This is a genomic window from Pseudoxanthomonas sp. P4_B2 (assembly GCF_056402315.1).
On sequence record NZ_JBFUHQ010000005.1, the window covers coordinates 391,712 to 407,103 of the forward strand.

Annotated in this window: 11 protein-coding genes; 7 read left to right on the plus strand and 4 right to left on the minus strand. The window is 61.3% G+C overall.

Annotated features, from left to right (window positions below):
* Positions 1-3: 3 nt before the first annotated feature.
* The 6 genes from AC1DTQ_RS14730 (at position 4) to AC1DTQ_RS14755 (ending at position 6,035) form a co-directional block, all read left to right on the plus strand.
* Complete coding sequence (locus tag AC1DTQ_RS14730; RefSeq protein WP_477850523.1) at positions 4-471, plus strand: single-stranded DNA-binding protein; 468 nt, start codon at positions 4-6, stop codon at positions 469-471.
* 49 nt (positions 472-520) lie between these two features.
* Positions 521-1,576 carry a dTDP-glucose 4,6-dehydratase gene (gene rfbB, locus AC1DTQ_RS14735; protein WP_477850524.1) on the plus strand — a complete coding sequence of 352 codons (1,056 nt, stop codon included), beginning with the start codon at positions 521-523 and terminating at the stop codon, positions 1,574-1,576.
* Between the two features lie 18 nt (positions 1,577-1,594).
* Positions 1,595-2,482, plus strand: coding sequence for a glucose-1-phosphate thymidylyltransferase RfbA (rfbA, locus tag AC1DTQ_RS14740; RefSeq protein ID WP_477850526.1), 888 nt, complete (start codon positions 1,595-1,597; stop codon positions 2,480-2,482).
* Positions 2,479-3,036 carry a dTDP-4-dehydrorhamnose 3,5-epimerase gene (gene rfbC, locus AC1DTQ_RS14745; protein WP_477850527.1) on the plus strand — a complete coding sequence of 186 codons (558 nt, stop codon included), beginning with the start codon at positions 2,479-2,481 and terminating at the stop codon, positions 3,034-3,036. The genes rfbA and rfbC overlap by 4 nt, the downstream gene beginning before the upstream one ends.
* Entirely contained in the window at positions 3,033-3,932 is a 900-nt protein-coding gene (gene rfbD, locus AC1DTQ_RS14750) for a dTDP-4-dehydrorhamnose reductase (RefSeq protein ID WP_477850528.1), read from the plus strand. The genes rfbC and rfbD overlap by 4 nt, the downstream gene beginning before the upstream one ends.
* Before the next feature lie 144 nt (positions 3,933-4,076).
* A complete protein-coding gene (locus AC1DTQ_RS14755; RefSeq protein ID WP_477850530.1) occupies positions 4,077-6,035 on the plus strand; it encodes an alpha/beta hydrolase family protein in 1,959 nt (652 codons plus the stop codon).
* Positions 6,036-6,112: 77 nt separating this feature from the next.
* On the opposite strand, the gene AC1DTQ_RS14760 is transcribed toward AC1DTQ_RS14755, so the two are convergent.
* Complete coding sequence (locus tag AC1DTQ_RS14760) at positions 6,113-7,927, minus strand: peptide MFS transporter (RefSeq protein WP_477850531.1); 1,815 nt, start codon at positions 7,925-7,927, stop codon at positions 6,113-6,115.
* Between the two features lie 113 nt (positions 7,928-8,040).
* Here AC1DTQ_RS14760 and AC1DTQ_RS14765 point away from each other — a divergent pair, with 113 nt between their 5' ends.
* A complete protein-coding gene (locus tag AC1DTQ_RS14765; RefSeq protein ID WP_477850532.1) occupies positions 8,041-9,990 on the plus strand; it encodes an OPT family oligopeptide transporter in 1,950 nt (649 codons plus the stop codon).
* Between the two features lie 21 nt (positions 9,991-10,011).
* On the opposite strand, the gene AC1DTQ_RS14770 is transcribed toward AC1DTQ_RS14765, so the two are convergent.
* The 3 genes from AC1DTQ_RS14770 to AC1DTQ_RS14780 are packed head-to-tail and all read right to left on the minus strand — an operon-like array spanning position 10,012 to position 15,267.
* A complete protein-coding gene (locus AC1DTQ_RS14770) occupies positions 10,012-11,532 on the minus strand; it encodes a CehA/McbA family metallohydrolase (RefSeq protein ID WP_477850534.1) in 1,521 nt (506 codons plus the stop codon).
* A gap of 4 nt (positions 11,533-11,536) precedes the next feature.
* Positions 11,537-12,706, minus strand: coding sequence for a phosphatidylinositol-specific phospholipase C1-like protein (locus tag AC1DTQ_RS14775; protein ID WP_477850535.1), 1,170 nt, complete (start codon positions 12,704-12,706; stop codon positions 11,537-11,539).
* Positions 12,707-12,708: 2 nt separating this feature from the next.
* The gene (locus tag AC1DTQ_RS14780) at positions 12,709-15,267 is read right to left on the minus strand and encodes a TonB-dependent receptor (RefSeq protein WP_477850537.1); all 2,559 of its coding nucleotides are present in this window, start codon (positions 15,265-15,267) and stop codon (positions 12,709-12,711) included.
* Positions 15,268-15,392: the final 125 nt, after the last annotated feature.

Consider the following 15,392-nt stretch of genomic DNA (forward strand, 5'->3'; position numbering starts at 1 on the left):
GATATGGCACGCGGCATCAACAAAGTGATCCTGGTGGGCAATCTGGGCAACGACCCGGACACCAAGTACACACAGGGCGGCATGGCGATCACCCGGATCAGCCTGGCCACCACCAGCGTTCGCAAGGACAAGGATGGCAACCAGCAGGAACGCACCGAATGGCACCGCGTGGTGTTCTTCGGCAAGCTCGGCGAGATCGCCGGCGAATATCTGCGCAAGGGCAGCTCGGTCTACGTGGAAGGCTCGCTGCGCTACGACAAGTACACCGGCCAGGACGGTGTGGAGAAATATTCCACCGACATCATCGCCGACGAGATGCAGATGCTCGGCGGCAAAGGCGAGGGCGGTGGCGATCGCCCGCAACGTAGCGCGCCCGCGCAACGCCAGGATTCTCCGGCGCCGCGGCGCCAACAGCCTGCGACTCAGCAAGCGCCGATGGACGACTTCGCGGATGACGACATTCCGTTCTGAGATCGCCGCTTGACTGATCTCGTAGAACTTTCGATTTCTGGAGTTTGATGTGCCGACTTGGCTCGTAACTGGCGGTGCCGGCTTCATTGGCGGCAACTTCGTATTGGAAGCCGTCGGCAAAGGTATTCGTGTCATCAATCTCGATGCGCTGACCTATGCCGGCAATCTAGATACTTTGTCTTCCCTGGAAGGCAATCCCAACCATGTTTTCGCCCACGGCAACATCGGCGACCAGCCGCTGGTATCGCGGCTGCTGGCTGAATATCAGCCCGACGCGGTGGTGAACTTCGCCGCCGAGAGCCATGTCGATCGGTCCATCGACGGGCCAGGGGCATTCGTGCAGACCAATGTAGTCGGCACGCTCGCCTTGCTAGAGTCGGTACGCGATTATTGGCGAGCGCTGGAAGGCGCCAAGCGAGATACCTTCCGTTTGCTGCACGTCTCCACCGACGAAGTCTATGGTTCGCTCGGCGACACCGGAAAATTCACCGAAAGCACGCCTTTCGCGCCCAATTCCCCGTATTCCGCTTCCAAGGCGGCGTCCGACCATCTGGTGCGGGCATTCCACCACACCTACGGGCTGCCGGTGCTGACCACCAATTGCTCGAACAATTACGGGCCGTATCATTTCCCGGAAAAACTCATCCCGCTGATCATTGCGCGCGCACTGGCGGGCGAACCCTTGCCGGTCTACGGCGATGGCAAGAACGTCCGCGACTGGCTGTACGTGAGCGACCACTGCGCGGCTATCCGAGCTGTTCTGGAAAAAGGACGACCTGGCGAAACCTATAATGTCGGCGGCGATGCGGAGCGGCAGAACATCGAAGTGGTCGAAACTATCTGCACGCTGCTGGACGAACGTCGCCCGCGCGCGGACGGCAAGCCGCGCAGTAGCCAGATCACCTACGTCGCAGACCGCCCCGGCCACGATCGCAGGTATGCGATCGATGCGTCCAAATTGCAGGGCGAATTGGGCTGGAAACCGCAATACACCTTCGAAAAGGGTATCGCTCAGACCGTCGACTGGTATCTCGAGAATCAGTCCTGGGTGAAGCGAGTGCTGGATGGCAGCTATCGTCTGGAAAGAATCGGCGCTGCCGCCTGACGCAAAGGAAAGCAAAAAATGACGCAACGCAAAGGCATTATCCTGGCTGGCGGTTCCGGCACGCGCCTGTACCCGATTACCCAGACGGTCAGCAAACAGCTGCTGCCGGTTTACGACAAACCGATGATCTACTATCCGCTCAGCGTGCTGATGCTCGCCGGGATACGCGAAGTGCTGGTGATCAACACGCCGCATGAGCAAGCGCTATTCAAGCAACTGCTCGGCGATGGGTCGCAATGGGGCATGCGCATAGAATACGCGCCGCAGCCAAGCCCGGACGGGCTGGCGCAGGCCTATTTGATCGGTAAGGATTTCGTCGCCGGTCAGCCCAGTTGCCTCGTGCTGGGCGACAATATCTTTCATGGACACGGCTTGACCGAAACCCTCAAGCGCGCCGATATGCGCGAACATGGGGCGACGGTATTCGGTTACTGGGTCAGCGATCCGGAAAGATACGGAGTCGCAGAGTTCGATGAAGGCGGCAGGGTTGTGGGGCTGGAAGAAAAACCCAAAGAGCCGCGCTCGAACTACGCGGTCACCGGCCTGTATTTCTACGATGGGCGCGCCAGCGACTATGCGGCATCCCTCAGGCCTTCGGCACGCGGAGAGCTGGAGATCACTGATCTCAATCGTTGCTATCTCGATGATGGCTCCTTGCACCTGGAACCGCTGGGCCGGGGTTTCGCGTGGTTGGATACCGGTACGCATCAGTCCTTGCTGGAGGCGTCCAACTTCATCGAAACGATCGAGGCGAGGCAGGGGCTGCGTGTCTGTTGCCCCGAAGAAATCGCTTTCGGTAACGGATGGATCGATGCCGAGCAACTGGAGAAACTGGCGGCTCCGCTCGCTAAGAATGGTTACGGACAATATCTGCTTTCACTTGCTACCCGCGGGGTCGTGCGATGAAGGTCGTCGAAACCAACCTTCCGGGTTGTGTAATTATTGAACCTGCGGTCTTCGGCGACGATCGCGGTTTCTTTTTCGAAACCTGGAATGCCGACCGCTATGGGCAGCTCGGCCTCCCCGACAAATTCGTACAGAGCAATGTCTCTTCTTCCGCGCGCGGCGTATTGCGTGGGTTGCATTACCAGTGGCCCAATCCGCAAGGCAAGTTGGTGAGCGTTCTGGAAGGCGAGGTTTACGACGTCGCGGTGGATATCCGCAGAGGCTCTCCCGCTTTCGGTCGCTGGGCCGCGGTGATTCTGAGCGCTGAAAACAAGCGCCAGTTCTGGATGCCGGAAGGGTTCGCCCATGGGTTTGCGGTGCTTTCCGAACGCGCGATATTCAGCTACCTGTGTACCGCACAGTACGACAAGGCAACTGATGCCGGCGTGCGCTGGAATGACGCGACGATCGGCATCGACTGGCCGATCGATTCGCCGCTGCTTTCGGAAAAGGACGCCAAGGCTCCATTCCTTGCGGACGTGGCCGAGGACCGCCTGCCGATCTACGCCGCATGAAGATTTTGCTGCTGGGCGCAAACGGGCAGGTGGGCCATGAACTCACCCGCAGCCTTCGATCTCTAGGCGAGATTGTAGTAACCACGCGGAGTGGCGTGCTGAACGGCGAAGATTGCGAGATAGCCGACTTCGACCAGCCCGATTCGCTTCCTGCACTGATTGATCGCGTTTCGCCCGATGTCGTGGTGAATGCCGCTGCCTACACTGCGGTTGATCGTGCCGAGGACGAGCTAGAGGCTGCGTTCCGCGCCAACGCCGAAGCCCCTAGGAAATTGGCGGAGGCTTGCGCCGCAAGCGACGCCGTGCTCGTTCATTACTCCACCGATTATGTTTTCGACGGCCAAGGCACTCGTCCCTACCGCGAAGACGATCCCACAGCTCCGCTGGGCGTTTATGGCGCAAGTAAATTGGCGGGCGAGCAGGCGATCGAAGCTTCCGATTGCAGGAACTTTACCTTCCGCACCGCTTGGGTATACGGCAATCATGGCGCCAATTTTATGCGCACCATGTTGCGTCTCGGCGCGGAACGCGAGGAGCTTCGCGTGGTTGCTGATCAGGTCGGTACTCCTACTCCGGCAGCGCTGATCGCGGACGTGACCGCACGCGTCCTCGCGAGTTCATCTCCGGCTTACGGGACGTACCACCTGACCGCCGAAGGGCAGACAACTTGGCATGCCTTTGCCGTGGAGATTCTTGAAAGCGCGCATCGTCGCGGCCTGTTGGACCGGCTGCCGCGGATAATGCCCATCGCCACGACGGAGTACCCGACCCCGGCCAAACGTCCGGCCTACTCGCGATTGGATACGTCGGCGCTGCGGGGGACCTTCGATATTACGTTGCCGGATTGGCACACGGAGCTTGAACGGGTAATGGACGCGCGTTCTCCGCAAGGCTAGTTCATTGCGTTCCCGACTGGGCCGCTTCTCGCCTTCCGCTGCTGCGCGGCTGCATGGCGTCGTCCGCGCAGGTACCATCTAGCGCACGCAGGCGCTGCGTATCGGGCTGATCCGCCCGGGTGGGAATGGACAGGGGAAACGGGAATGAGGCATGGAATCGTTGCGGGGCTTTTTGCCCTGGGAATGATGACGTCTGCGCATGCGCAGGTGAATCTGGATGGCTATATAAAGAAAAACGAATTCAACGACGTCAAGATATCGCCAGACGGGTTGTACTTGGCGGCCACTGTGCCGTTCGAAGACCGCACGGGCCTGGCGGTGCTGCGACGGTCCGACTCCAAAGTGATGACTTCTGTCGCATTGGGAAAAAACAATCATGTGCAGAGTTTCTTCTGGGCCAACAAGGAGCGTTTGCTGATTACGGTGTCGCAGAAGTTCGGACTGCTGGAGGAGCCGCAACCCACCGGAGAGATCTTCGGCCTGAACTTCGACAGCAAAAGATTGGAGCCGCTGGTCGGTTATCGCGCGATCGACATGCAGGCCAGTACGCATATACAACCAAAAAAGAACGAAAACGTGGCCGCAATCGGCGTCGATCAGATTCCCGGCGACGATCGCAACGTAATCGTGACGGTAACGCCTTATGGAGAGGATGAACTGTGGTATCGCGCCGATCGCATGGACGTCAACACTGGGCGTCATAGCGTTGTCGCGCGTGCTCCGGTCAAGGGAGCATCGTTCCATCTCGACAACAGCGGCGCCGTGCGCTTCGCGTTGGGGGCCGAGTACGACAATGTCAGCCTGCTCTATCACCGCGAAAACGACGAATCAGTCTGGAAGAACATCAACGACGAGTCCTATAGCAAACGCGTCGAGACGCCCATAGGATTTTCGGAAGACAACCGCACCGCGTATCTAAGGGTTGAACAACCGAGCGGACCTGACTCAATCGTTGCTTACGATACCGTAAGCGGAGAACGAAAAGAGCTACTGCGTGACCCATCATCCGATCCCACGATTGTCATTCGCAAGTTCGGGGCGTCGCAGGAACCGGTGGGAATCATTTACATGGATGGGCGTCCACACACCCGTTTCTTCGACCCCAAAGGAACCGAGGCGCGCCTTTACAGGATGTTGGAAGCGGCGTTTCCGGACGATGCGGTAATGGTGACGTCGACCACGCACGATGGAAAGACCGCTCTAGTCAGCACCTATTCGGATCGCGATCCTGGCAGTTTCTATGTCTTCGACATGGAAACCAATAAAGCCTCTTACTTATTGAGCCGACGCAGTTGGATCGATCCCCCGCAAATGGCGACCGTTAAGCCTGTCGAGCTGAAAGCGCGCGATGGGGTGCCGATGCGTGGATACCTGACGCTGCCATCGGGCAAGGGCGAACGCAACTTGCCGTTGGTCATCTATCCGCATGGCGGCCCGTTCGGCGTGTACGACGTGTGGGGGTTCGATACCGACCCTCAAATTCTGGCGGCTGCGGGATACGCGGTGCTTCAGGTCAACTTCCGGGGCTCAGGAAACTATGGCCGCAGTTTCTATCAGGCCGGTGCTTTGGAGTGGGGTCTGACCATGCAGGACGACTTGACCGACGCCACGCGCTGGGCGATCGACCAAGGCATCGCCGACCGCACCCGCATTTGCATCTACGGCGCCAGTTACGGCGCTTATGCCTCGTTGATGGGCGCGGCCAAGGAGCCGGATCTGTACCGGTGCGCGGCCGGCTACGTGGGTATCTACGACCTGGCCACGCTCAGTGTGAAGGACAGCCGCAAAAGCAAGCGAATGAAGACCTGGACTTCCGAATGGATGGGCACGAACGAAGCTCTGGCGGCCGTATCGCCTAATCGCATCGCCAACCGCATCAAGGTTCCAGTGTTCCTGGCGGCAGGTGGAGAGGACGAAACAGCGCCGATCGAGCAGAGCAGGAAAATGGAGCGCGCGTTGGAGCAGGCCGGCAGGCCGATAGAGACGCTTTACTATCCGACCGAAGGGCACGGCTTCTACACCGTCGAACACCGACGCGAGTACTACACCAGACTACTTGCATTCCTGCAGCGTCACATCGGTGCAGGGGCGACCGAACACTGAAAAGCGACGATCGGAATAAAAACAGCATCGTCGCCCGCGGGCGACGATGCGATACGAGTGCTTTGCCGACATCGGGTTTATTTCACACCGTGCATCATTCGTTTCAGCAACGGCGAAAACAGAAAAGCGACCGTAGCGCAACCCAGCCCGATCCACATCAACAACCAGAACAGATGCGCGTATTTGCCCGCCGCGTCGGTGAGGTTCATGACTTGGCCTTCCGGTACCTCTATCGCAGCCAGCTTACCGAACAGCGCAGCCAGCGTTTCCGAAAAAGCGGTGGCCAAAAACCAGGTGCCCATCATCAGGCTGACCACACGCGGCATCGACAGCTGGGTCACTGCGGAAAGTCCGACCGGCGCCAGGCACATCTCGCCGATTTCCAGGATCAGATAGGCCAGCACCAGCCACCACACGCTGGCCATCTGTCCGGTTTCGCCGACCTGTTGCGCGGCCCAGGCCAGGGGAATGAAGGACAGGCCGGCGAACATCAGGCCCAGTGCCGATTTGAACGGCTTGGAAGGATCGCGCCCGCGCCGGCCCAGCCATGCCCACAAGGCAGCGAAAACCGGTGCCAGCACCACCAGGAAGAAGGCGCCGAGATAAGTCAGCGAGCCCGCCGTTTGCGGCAGGACCACGCAATCGCGCACCAGGCAGACCAGCATGATCACGCTCACCGCTATGAACAGCAGGCGCGGCATGGCGGATTTGGGCGTGCGATCGGACAGCCGCGCGGCGAGCATGAACGAGAGCGGCGCCAGCACTAAGGAGTAGGTCGACCACGGTGCGGTCCGCACGAACAGCGAAAAATTGGTGATCCAGTCAGCAGTCCATTCGAAGGGCTGCAAGGGCGCGACCAATGAGGGCACGATGTCCTTGGTCAGCAGGCGGTCGGTGAAGGTTACCCAGGAGCCATAGGTCTGCTCGTAGAGGGTGAAGAACACCAGGCACATGAAGATCATCGCCATCAGCGCGAGCATCTGCTGCCGTTGCACCGGCGTGCACTGCGAAAGGATGAACCAGCCGAACCAAATCAAAACGGCCGCCAGCACCAACAGCATCAACATAAGCGCCAATGGTATTTCTCCGCCCAGCGCGAAAGCGCCGTTGCCCGAGGCCCACATCAACCAGGCGATCGGCAACACGCCCGCAATGGCGGCCACGTAGATCAACCATTCGCGCGGAAGTCCCAGCACACGTTCGCGTAGCAGCTCCGGCTCGCGCGGTTCGGCATGGCCGTGCAGGTATTTCTGTCCCCACAGGAACAACACCAGGCCCAGCAGCATGCCGATGCCGGCCGCACCGAAGCCGTATTTCCAACCCATCGTCTCGCCCAGGTAGCCGCAGACCAGGGAGGCGAACAGCGCGCCTAAATTGATGCCCGCATAGAAAAGCGAGAAACCCGAATCGCGGCGCGGGTCGTTTTCTTCATACAACTTGCCGACGATGGTGGAGATGTTGGGTTTGAGGAAACCCACGCCCATGATGATCAGCGCCAGCGACAGATAGGTATAGCGCAGCGAACTTTCGTCACGCATGACCTGACCGCCCACGTTGATCGCAGCGTTGCCCTCGAAGGCCATTCCCGCATGCCCCAGCACCAACAGCAATCCTCCGAACACCACGGCCTTGCGCATGCCCAGCCAGCGATCGGCCAGTAGGCCGCCGATCACGGGGATGCAATACACCAGGCCGCCATAGGCGCCTAGCAGGTCGTAACCGGCCTTGTCTGGGAACAGGTGGTACTTGGTGAGGTAAAGCAGCAGCAGCGCCTTCATGCCGTAGAAGGAGAAGCGCTCCCACATCTCGGTAAAGAAGCAGACGTAAACGCCCTTGGGGTGGCCGAGGAAATCCTCGCGCGCCGGAATCGCTGGCAGGAGGGAAGCGGACAAGGGCGGGTCCCGCGTGGAAAGCCGGAGTATAGCCGCGCGCCGTCGTCCTTCCGCGCTGGACTTGCCGGTGGCTTCCTTATAGCTTGTCGGCTCCTCGAAGCTCAGGGATTCGCATGAACAGCGCGCAGACGCCGCAACTTACCTTCCGTGCCGTACTGCTGGCGATCGTGCTGGCGATGATCCTGTCGGCCGCCAACGCTTATCTGGGGCTGTTCGCGGGCCTGACCATCGCCACCGCCATTCCCGCTGCCGTGGTGTCCATGGGCGTGCTGCGCCTGCTGGGCGGCGGCACCATCTTGGAAAACAACATCGTCCAGACCGGCGCTTCGGCGGGTTCGTCGATCGCCGCCGGCGTCATCTTCACTATTCCGGCGTTGATCATCCTGGGTTATTGGCAGGACTTCCGCTATTCCTGGGTGCTGGCCATCGCCGGCCTGGGCGGTTTGCTGGGCGTGCTGTTCTCGGTACCGCTGCGCCGCACCATGATCGTGGAAGAGCCGCTTCCGTTCCCGGAAGGCAAGGCTGCCGCCGAAGTGTTGAAGGCCGGCGAGAACCCCGGTCCCGGCCTGAAGATCCTGGCCATGTCGGCGGCCATCGGCGCACTGGTGAAGCTGGCCGCAGCCAGCGGCCTGCGCATGATCCCCGACAGCTGGGCGCAGGCGGGCTTCTTCGCCAACGGCAAGGGGTTGGCCTATCTGGGCACCAATCTTTCGCCGGCGTTGCTGGGCGTCGGCTACATCGTTGGTTTGAATATCGGCATTGTCGTGCTGTCGGGCGCGGTGCTGTCCTGGCATATCGCCATTCCGATCTACAACGCATTCTTCTTGAACAACGATCCGGCCCTTGCCGCGCAGATCGCGGGCGCCGGGCCAGTCGATACGGCATTCGCCATCTGGTCCACGAAAGTCCGCTATCTGGGCGTGGGCACCATGCTCATCGGTGGCATGTGGACGCTGTTCTCGCTGCGCAAATCGCTGGTGTCGGGTATCCGCAGCGGATTCGCCGCCGCGCGTAAGGCCAAGGGCGAAGTCGTGGCCGAAACCGACCGCGATCTGCCGATGAAGTGGATGCTGATCGCGCTGGTGGTGTTCGTCATTCCGCTGGCGTTGCTGTACCAGGCGATCGTGGGGCAGTGGACGGTCAGTATCCCGATGACCATCATCATGATCGTTGCCGGTTTCCTGTTCGTCTCGGTGTCCGCCTATCTCGCCGGCTTGGTCGGTTCTTCCAACAATCCCGTCTCCGGCATCACCATCGCCACCATCCTGTTCGCTTCGGTGGTTCTGGTATTCCTATTAGGGCGTGATTCTCCGATCGGAGCGGTGGCGGCGATCATGATCGGCGCGGTGGTGTGCTGCGCGGCGGCGGTCGGTGGCGACAACCTGCAGGATCTGAAAGCCGGATACATCGTCGGCGCGACGCCGTGGAAGCAGCAGCTGATGCTGGCCATCGGCGCTTTCTCGTGCGCACTGATCATGGCGCCGGTGCTGAACTTGCTCGCGGCCGCCTATGGCATCGGCGCGCCCACGCCAGAGCATCCCAATTCGCTCTCCGCACCGCAGGCCACGCTGATGGCGTCGGTGGCCAAGGGCATGTTCGGTGGTGTGTTGCCGTGGGGCATGATCGCCATCGGCGCCGGCGTCGGAGCGGTCATCATCGCGCTGGATGAGTGGTTGAAATCGCGCGGCGCGAAATTCCGTGTGCCGGTGCTGGCGGCGGCGATCGGTATCTACCTGCCCCTGGAATTGTTGGTGCCCATCTTCCTTGGCGGCTTGCTTTCGCATTTGGTGCAGCGCAAGCACAAGATCAACGATGACGACGAAATGGAAAAGGACCGCATCCATCGGCCCGGTACGTTGTTCTCCGCGGGCCTGATCACCGGCGAAGCGCTGATGGGCATCGCGATCGCGGTACCGATCGTTGTTTCAGGAAGCGCCGACGTGCTCGCATTGCCGGAGGCCTGGCGTTTCAATCAGTGGATAGGATTGGTGGTGCTGGCAGTGGTGGGTTGGCTGCTCTATCGCAGCGGCGCCAAGAAGCAAACCCTGCCGATCCCGGGTTGACCATCTGAGCATCTAACGGTTTCAGGGCTCGGCAGAAGCCGGCCAATTGAGGTAGATCGGGTTGCCGACGAGCAACAGCTTGCCGTCGGCGCCGCGCACGTTGACCCGCAGCCAGTGCCGCCCGCCATCGCTGCGCCAGGCGAAGCGATGGGTCTGCGCGGTCTGCTTGATGGCCAGGTCGATTTCCGGCTGCAGGATGCGGCCGTCCTGGATCGCCTCGATGCGCGCGCCGGAAAGGTTCTCGGTGCGTATTTCGAACTCGACCGTGCTTCCCGATGGCGACGGCAAGACGTCCCCCATCTGCGCTTCGGCACCTTCAGCACGCGCGCTGAAAATCAGCGTGCGGTCGCGGCTGCCCTGCACATCGACGAAAACATGCCCGGCGCGCAACCCGGCGAGGATTTCCGGCATCGACAGTGCTTGCGCATGCACTACCGTGGTCGGTATTCCGACCGGTCCGCCACCCACGTCCGGCGACATCCGGCTGGCATCGTGATTGTCGCTGCCGCCGATAGCGGTCAGCCGGTACCCAGCGCTCAGCAGCGACTCCCAGAATGGGATGCCCGAATACGGCGTGTCGGCATCCATACCATTCACCACTTCCACCGCTTGCAGCAGCGAAGGATCCGCCTTCGGCTGCGCAGTCCAGCCGCAACCCATGCAGGTTTCGCCTGAGGGACGCACCGGGTGATTGATCGAAACGATGCCCTGCAGCCGCGCCGCATCGCGCAGCAACGCATTCCAGTCGCGGTTGCCGCCGACGCGGAAGTCCAACGGCGCCACCGGGCCGATCAGATTGGCGTGGCCGCTGAACGTCGTGATTTCGCGTCCCGGCATCAGCAGGATGCTGTCGAAGTAGGGCTGCAGCTCACGGATGGCGTTTGCTTGTGAAGTGGTGTTGTGGTCGGTGATGGCGATGAAATCTAACCCGCGCTGTGTTGCCGCTTGGGCGGTCAGGAACAGCGGGCAGGGCACTTTTGCTCCTTTCGAACTCTTGCAGCTGCCGTCGCTGTGCGCGTCATGCATGTGCAGATCGCCGCGATACCACGCCGCCTTCTCCTGCAACGGAGGGTTGGCGATCGTCGGCTGCCAATAAGGCTCGTCTTCGCGGCCCAGCCAAATGCGCGCGGTGAACTCGGCGCGCGTGTCCTTGCGGATATTGGGAATTCCCAGCAATAGCGACCATTGACCCGGCCGGATCGCCCCCGACAGATAGGAGGGCGTAGCGTCGCTGGCCGACACGGTGAACACCGACTTGTTGCCGCCGCTCCATCCTCTAAAGCCATCCGGGTCCAGCAGTCCAAGATCGAGGGTGGTCTTGCCGTCCCTGCCGGTGTATTCGAACTGCACAGTGATGCGTCCGGTACCGGCGGGTACGGTGAACGGAACCTCGCGATAACTTTGTTGGTCCTTGCCCGTGATCTCGCCGCGCAAGGTCAGGTCTTGTTGTTTCTCGGCCGCCTCCGTTTCGCTGCTGCTACACAGAAACAACATGCAGGCTATCGCTGCACTGTGTAGCCAAGGCGGTGGACGCAACTTCATGGCATTACTCCAGAACCAGGGAAGGACATTTCGGATTGCCATCTGCCAGATTCAGTCGCGCATAGGGGGCGCCCGACGGAAACTTCACCCGGTAGTCGTCCCAACGCTGATCGGGCCATGGATAGTCGGTCGACACATATTGCGCGCCGCTTCGAAAGGCCGCTTCTCGGCGCTGCGTATCGCCGCTGCGGGCTTCGCGCGTGTCGGCATCGGCGCGGGTGCGCACTAGGTAGCCTGCGGCGACGGCACGGGCGATATGTGTTCCATCGCCAAGCGGATCGTTGAGGGTCAGATAGGCCGCGGCGGGCGAGGCCTCGTCGCTATTGACGAACATCGCACGCCCTTCCAACGAATGTCGGGCGCCTCGGTATAGCGCTACCTTGCGCGCATCCTCATCCAGCGCCAGCAATACCTTGCCGCGCGCCTGTCCCAGCAGCGGCCAGCCGTCTATACGCACCGCATCGCGCAGAGTTGGGTGCGCACCCTGCACTTGGTCCGGTCTAAGCAGCAGATCGTCTGGCAGCGCCACGCGAATTTCGGCATCCAGCGCATCGAAAACGGCCACATCGAACGGCAGTGGCTGCACCGCACCCGCACCGCCACGCCCGTCCTTGGCATTGAGGGTGATCAGAATGGGCAGGTGCCGCGGATGCGCCTGCGACCATTTACGGACAATCGTCAGGCAGTCCTGCAGCGTGAGGCAGCTGCTGCGGAAATCGATATCGGCTAGATGCATGACCTTGAAACCGGGGCGCTGCATCTTCTGCCGATCGTCGGACGTCCAAGGCGATTGCGCGTAGCCGCGACGGCGCGCCCCAGGCGGCTGCAGATAACGTCCACCCTGTGGGTCGGGGTAGACGTCGAGTTCCAAGCCACGCAGGCCTCGGTCGAGCTGTTCGGCCAGCGGCCGATGCGCGTAGTCGATCGAATCGGCTCCCGCGGCATCGACCGCGCGATGCGCGGCCAGCTCGTCGTCCGGCAGTGCCAGTTTGTAGCTGTTGTGAGTGCCGATGAGCTGCAGCTGGTTCATGCGCAAGTGACTGTCGATCCAGTCGGGATCGCACCGCTGTTCGGGCGATGGGGTGGTCGACTCGCCGGCAAACACTGCGCACGACAACGCTGCCACCAACAGTCCGGCTACGCAACGTGGCGTGGGCCCGTGTTTCGTCCTCATGTTCAGAATCGGAACATGATCGCGAACCGGTACGCCCGCCCCAGCAGCGGCCGGGCCAGGAAGGTATTGGCTCCTGCATCGCCGCTCTGCAGCTCGCCGGCACGCGGATTGCCTTCGGTCAGGCCCAGTGAATTGGTGAGGTTGTCGCCATACAGAAACAGCGACAACTCAGGCGTGAGTTCGTAGCGTGCGCTGGCGTTGATCGCGTAGTACGACGGCAGGCGCACCGAGTTGGCGGTATCGACATAACGTTCGCCCTGGTGTTCGTACGCCGCCTGCAGGCGCAGCTTGTTGTCGAAGAGATTGAAGCCCGGCACCACGCGCAGACTTTGTTTCGGCACGCGGATCAGCTGGTTGCCTACGAAGTCGCGCAGCACCGGTGCGCCGCCGACAAGTTCGGTGTAGCGCAGGTCCTGGTACTCGGGTTCCTGCACGGTGGCGGTCAGCTGCAGATCGAACCACTCGACTGGATACCAACTGCCTTCCAATTCCAGGCCGACGGTCTTGGTGCTGGCGTAGCCCTGCTGCACGGTGGAAGCGCCGCTGTTGAGATCGAACACGTAATTGCTGAATCCCACATTGTCGTATTTGGTGTAGAACGCCGTCGCGAAGACATCGAAGGTCTGGTTGCTGAACTTGTAGCCCACTTCGCCCAGGTCCATGGTCTGGGTAACCGGCCGGCTGCTGTTGTTGCGGATGCAGTTTTCGACATCGGCCAGACTGCAGTTGGAGTATCGGGTGATATAGCTGGACAGGTTGGGCAGGCGGAAGGCCGAGGTCCAGCGCGCGAACAGGCCGGCATGCTCGGAGAACTGCCAGTTGGTACCGATCGTCCAACCGGTTTTGTTGAAAGTCTCGTCGTAGTTGACGTAACGGCCCGACCCCGTAAGGATTTGAGAGCTGGCGAAAGTGCCGAGGTTCGCCGGCGTACGGATCTCGGTCCAGCCCTCGGTGTTGACCTCTTCCCAGCGCACACCGGCATCGATTCGCAACTTGTCGGTGGCCTGCCATTCGTCGGACAGGTATAGCGCATGCGTAGTGGAGCGCCCGCTGGCGTTCTCCCACTCATAGCCGTAGCGGTAGACGCCGTCATCGGTCAGCGTGGCGAGTGGCTGGCCATTGGCGTTCACCGCCACCAGGTCCAGCAGGCGCGCGTTGTCCTGCACGTCCAGCAGGACATTGGAAGAAAAGCGGTCGAAATCCTGGTCGAAACGCGCGTAGTAGTAGCCGAGGGTGACATCGTGGCTCTGCTCGCCGAAATCGAACTTGCGCAACAGGCGGGTATCGTTGATCAGTTCCTTCACCGGCATGGTCACGCCGCGCAGTCCGCCGACCGACATCAGGCCGTTCCCATTCTGGTTGGCGACATCGAAGATCTGGGCGGGGTCGGTCGCATAGCGCAGCTGCAATCCCGTCGCACCGGGCACGCGCGCCAACAGAGCCTGCGACTGGCGCAGGAACGCGGCTCCGCTCATGAGCTGCAGCGGGAACACGCCATTGCGCTGCGTCTCGGTATCGCTGTAGCGGATCGACTCGGCCAGCTTGAAGCCCGCACCGAGTTCGTAGTCGAACTTGACCGTGAACTGGTTGCGATCGACCTCGGTGCCGCGACTGTTGTCGAAGTCGTAGAGGCTGCCATCGCCCTGCAGCATCTGCACGTGGGTTGTTTCCGGACCCGCCATCGTGCCGTAGTTGCCGTCGAAGCCCGGCACGGCGCGGATCTCGCCGTGGTCATAAGTGCGCATCGGAATGCCCAGGTACAGCGCGACGTTGTCGTGGACCCGCTTGAAATCGAAACTGAGGTTGCCGCGCTCGAAAGCCTTGCTGAGATTGACGCGAAACTGACCGCCTTTGTTGGCCTGAAAGCCTGGGTCGCGGATGCCGTCGCCGGAGCGATAGAAACCGCCGACGCTCAGTTTCCAACCCCCGCCGAGCGGCGTACCGAAGAACAGGTCGTAGCGGCTGAGTCCGTGGTCGCCCACGGTGTACTTGACCACGCCCTCGGCACTATCGCCGACCACGCGCGGGATGAAGTTGATCGCGCCCGCGGGTGCGTTGGAATAGAACACCGACGACGGTCCGCCTCGCACCACTTCGATCCGCTCGATCGTCTCGTCGAGACGGAAAGCCTGATCGCCATTGAGGAAGCCCAGGGCGGGGTCGTGCTGTACCGGCACTCCATCTTCCAGCAGGGTCACCGATCCAAATCCGTCCACCGGGATGCCGCGCGCACGGATGTTGCCGCTCGCCTCGCCGCCGGATGCTTCCACCCAGAATCCCGGCACGGATTTCATCGCCTCGGTCACCGAGGTCGGGGCCTGCAATCGCAGATGGTCTTCATCGATGCTGGTGATCGAGTAGCTGGTTTCGGCCTTGCTGCGTTGGGTGGTGCCGGAACGACCGGTTACCACCACCGTGTCCAGTTCCACCGCGTCCGCCGCCGAGGCTTCCTTTGCATCGGCGTCGTTGGACTGTTGCGCGTGCGCGAGCGGGCTGGCGCCGGCGGCAAGCGCCAAGGCAAGGTGAATGGCGCGTCGAAGCACGTGGTTGTACTGATTCATCTGGAAACTCTCGATTGGATAGCAGAAGGAATCGATGCGTGCACAAGCCACGCGAGGCGCTGGATTGGGATCGATAACATCCATGGTGTGCGGCGATGCTTAAACATTTGTTACGTATCACCCGT

What these genes read in the sequence shown, in the direction of transcription:
- AC1DTQ_RS14730 (WP_477850523.1), top strand. Translation starts at nt 4, where the DNA reads ATGGCACGCGGCATCAACAAAGTGATCCTGGTGGGCAATCTGGGCAAC.
- rfbA (WP_477850526.1), top strand. Translation starts at nt 1,595, where the DNA reads ATGACGCAACGCAAAGGCATTATCCTGGCTGGCGGTTCCGGCACGCGC.
- rfbC (WP_477850527.1), top strand. Translation starts at nt 2,479, where the DNA reads ATGAAGGTCGTCGAAACCAACCTTCCGGGTTGTGTAATTATTGAACCT.
- rfbD (WP_477850528.1), top strand. Translation starts at nt 3,033, where the DNA reads ATGAAGATTTTGCTGCTGGGCGCAAACGGGCAGGTGGGCCATGAACTC.
- AC1DTQ_RS14755 (WP_477850530.1), top strand. Translation starts at nt 4,077, where the DNA reads ATGAGGCATGGAATCGTTGCGGGGCTTTTTGCCCTGGGAATGATGACG.
- AC1DTQ_RS14765 (WP_477850532.1), top strand. Translation starts at nt 8,041, where the DNA reads ATGAACAGCGCGCAGACGCCGCAACTTACCTTCCGTGCCGTACTGCTG.
- AC1DTQ_RS14770 (WP_477850534.1), bottom strand. Translation starts at nt 11,532, where the DNA reads ATGAAGTTGCGTCCACCGCCTTGGCTACACAGTGCAGCGATAGCCTGC.
- AC1DTQ_RS14775 (WP_477850535.1), bottom strand. Translation starts at nt 12,706, where the DNA reads ATGAGGACGAAACACGGGCCCACGCCACGTTGCGTAGCCGGACTGTTG.
- AC1DTQ_RS14780 (WP_477850537.1), bottom strand. Translation starts at nt 15,267, where the DNA reads ATGAATCAGTACAACCACGTGCTTCGACGCGCCATTCACCTTGCCTTG.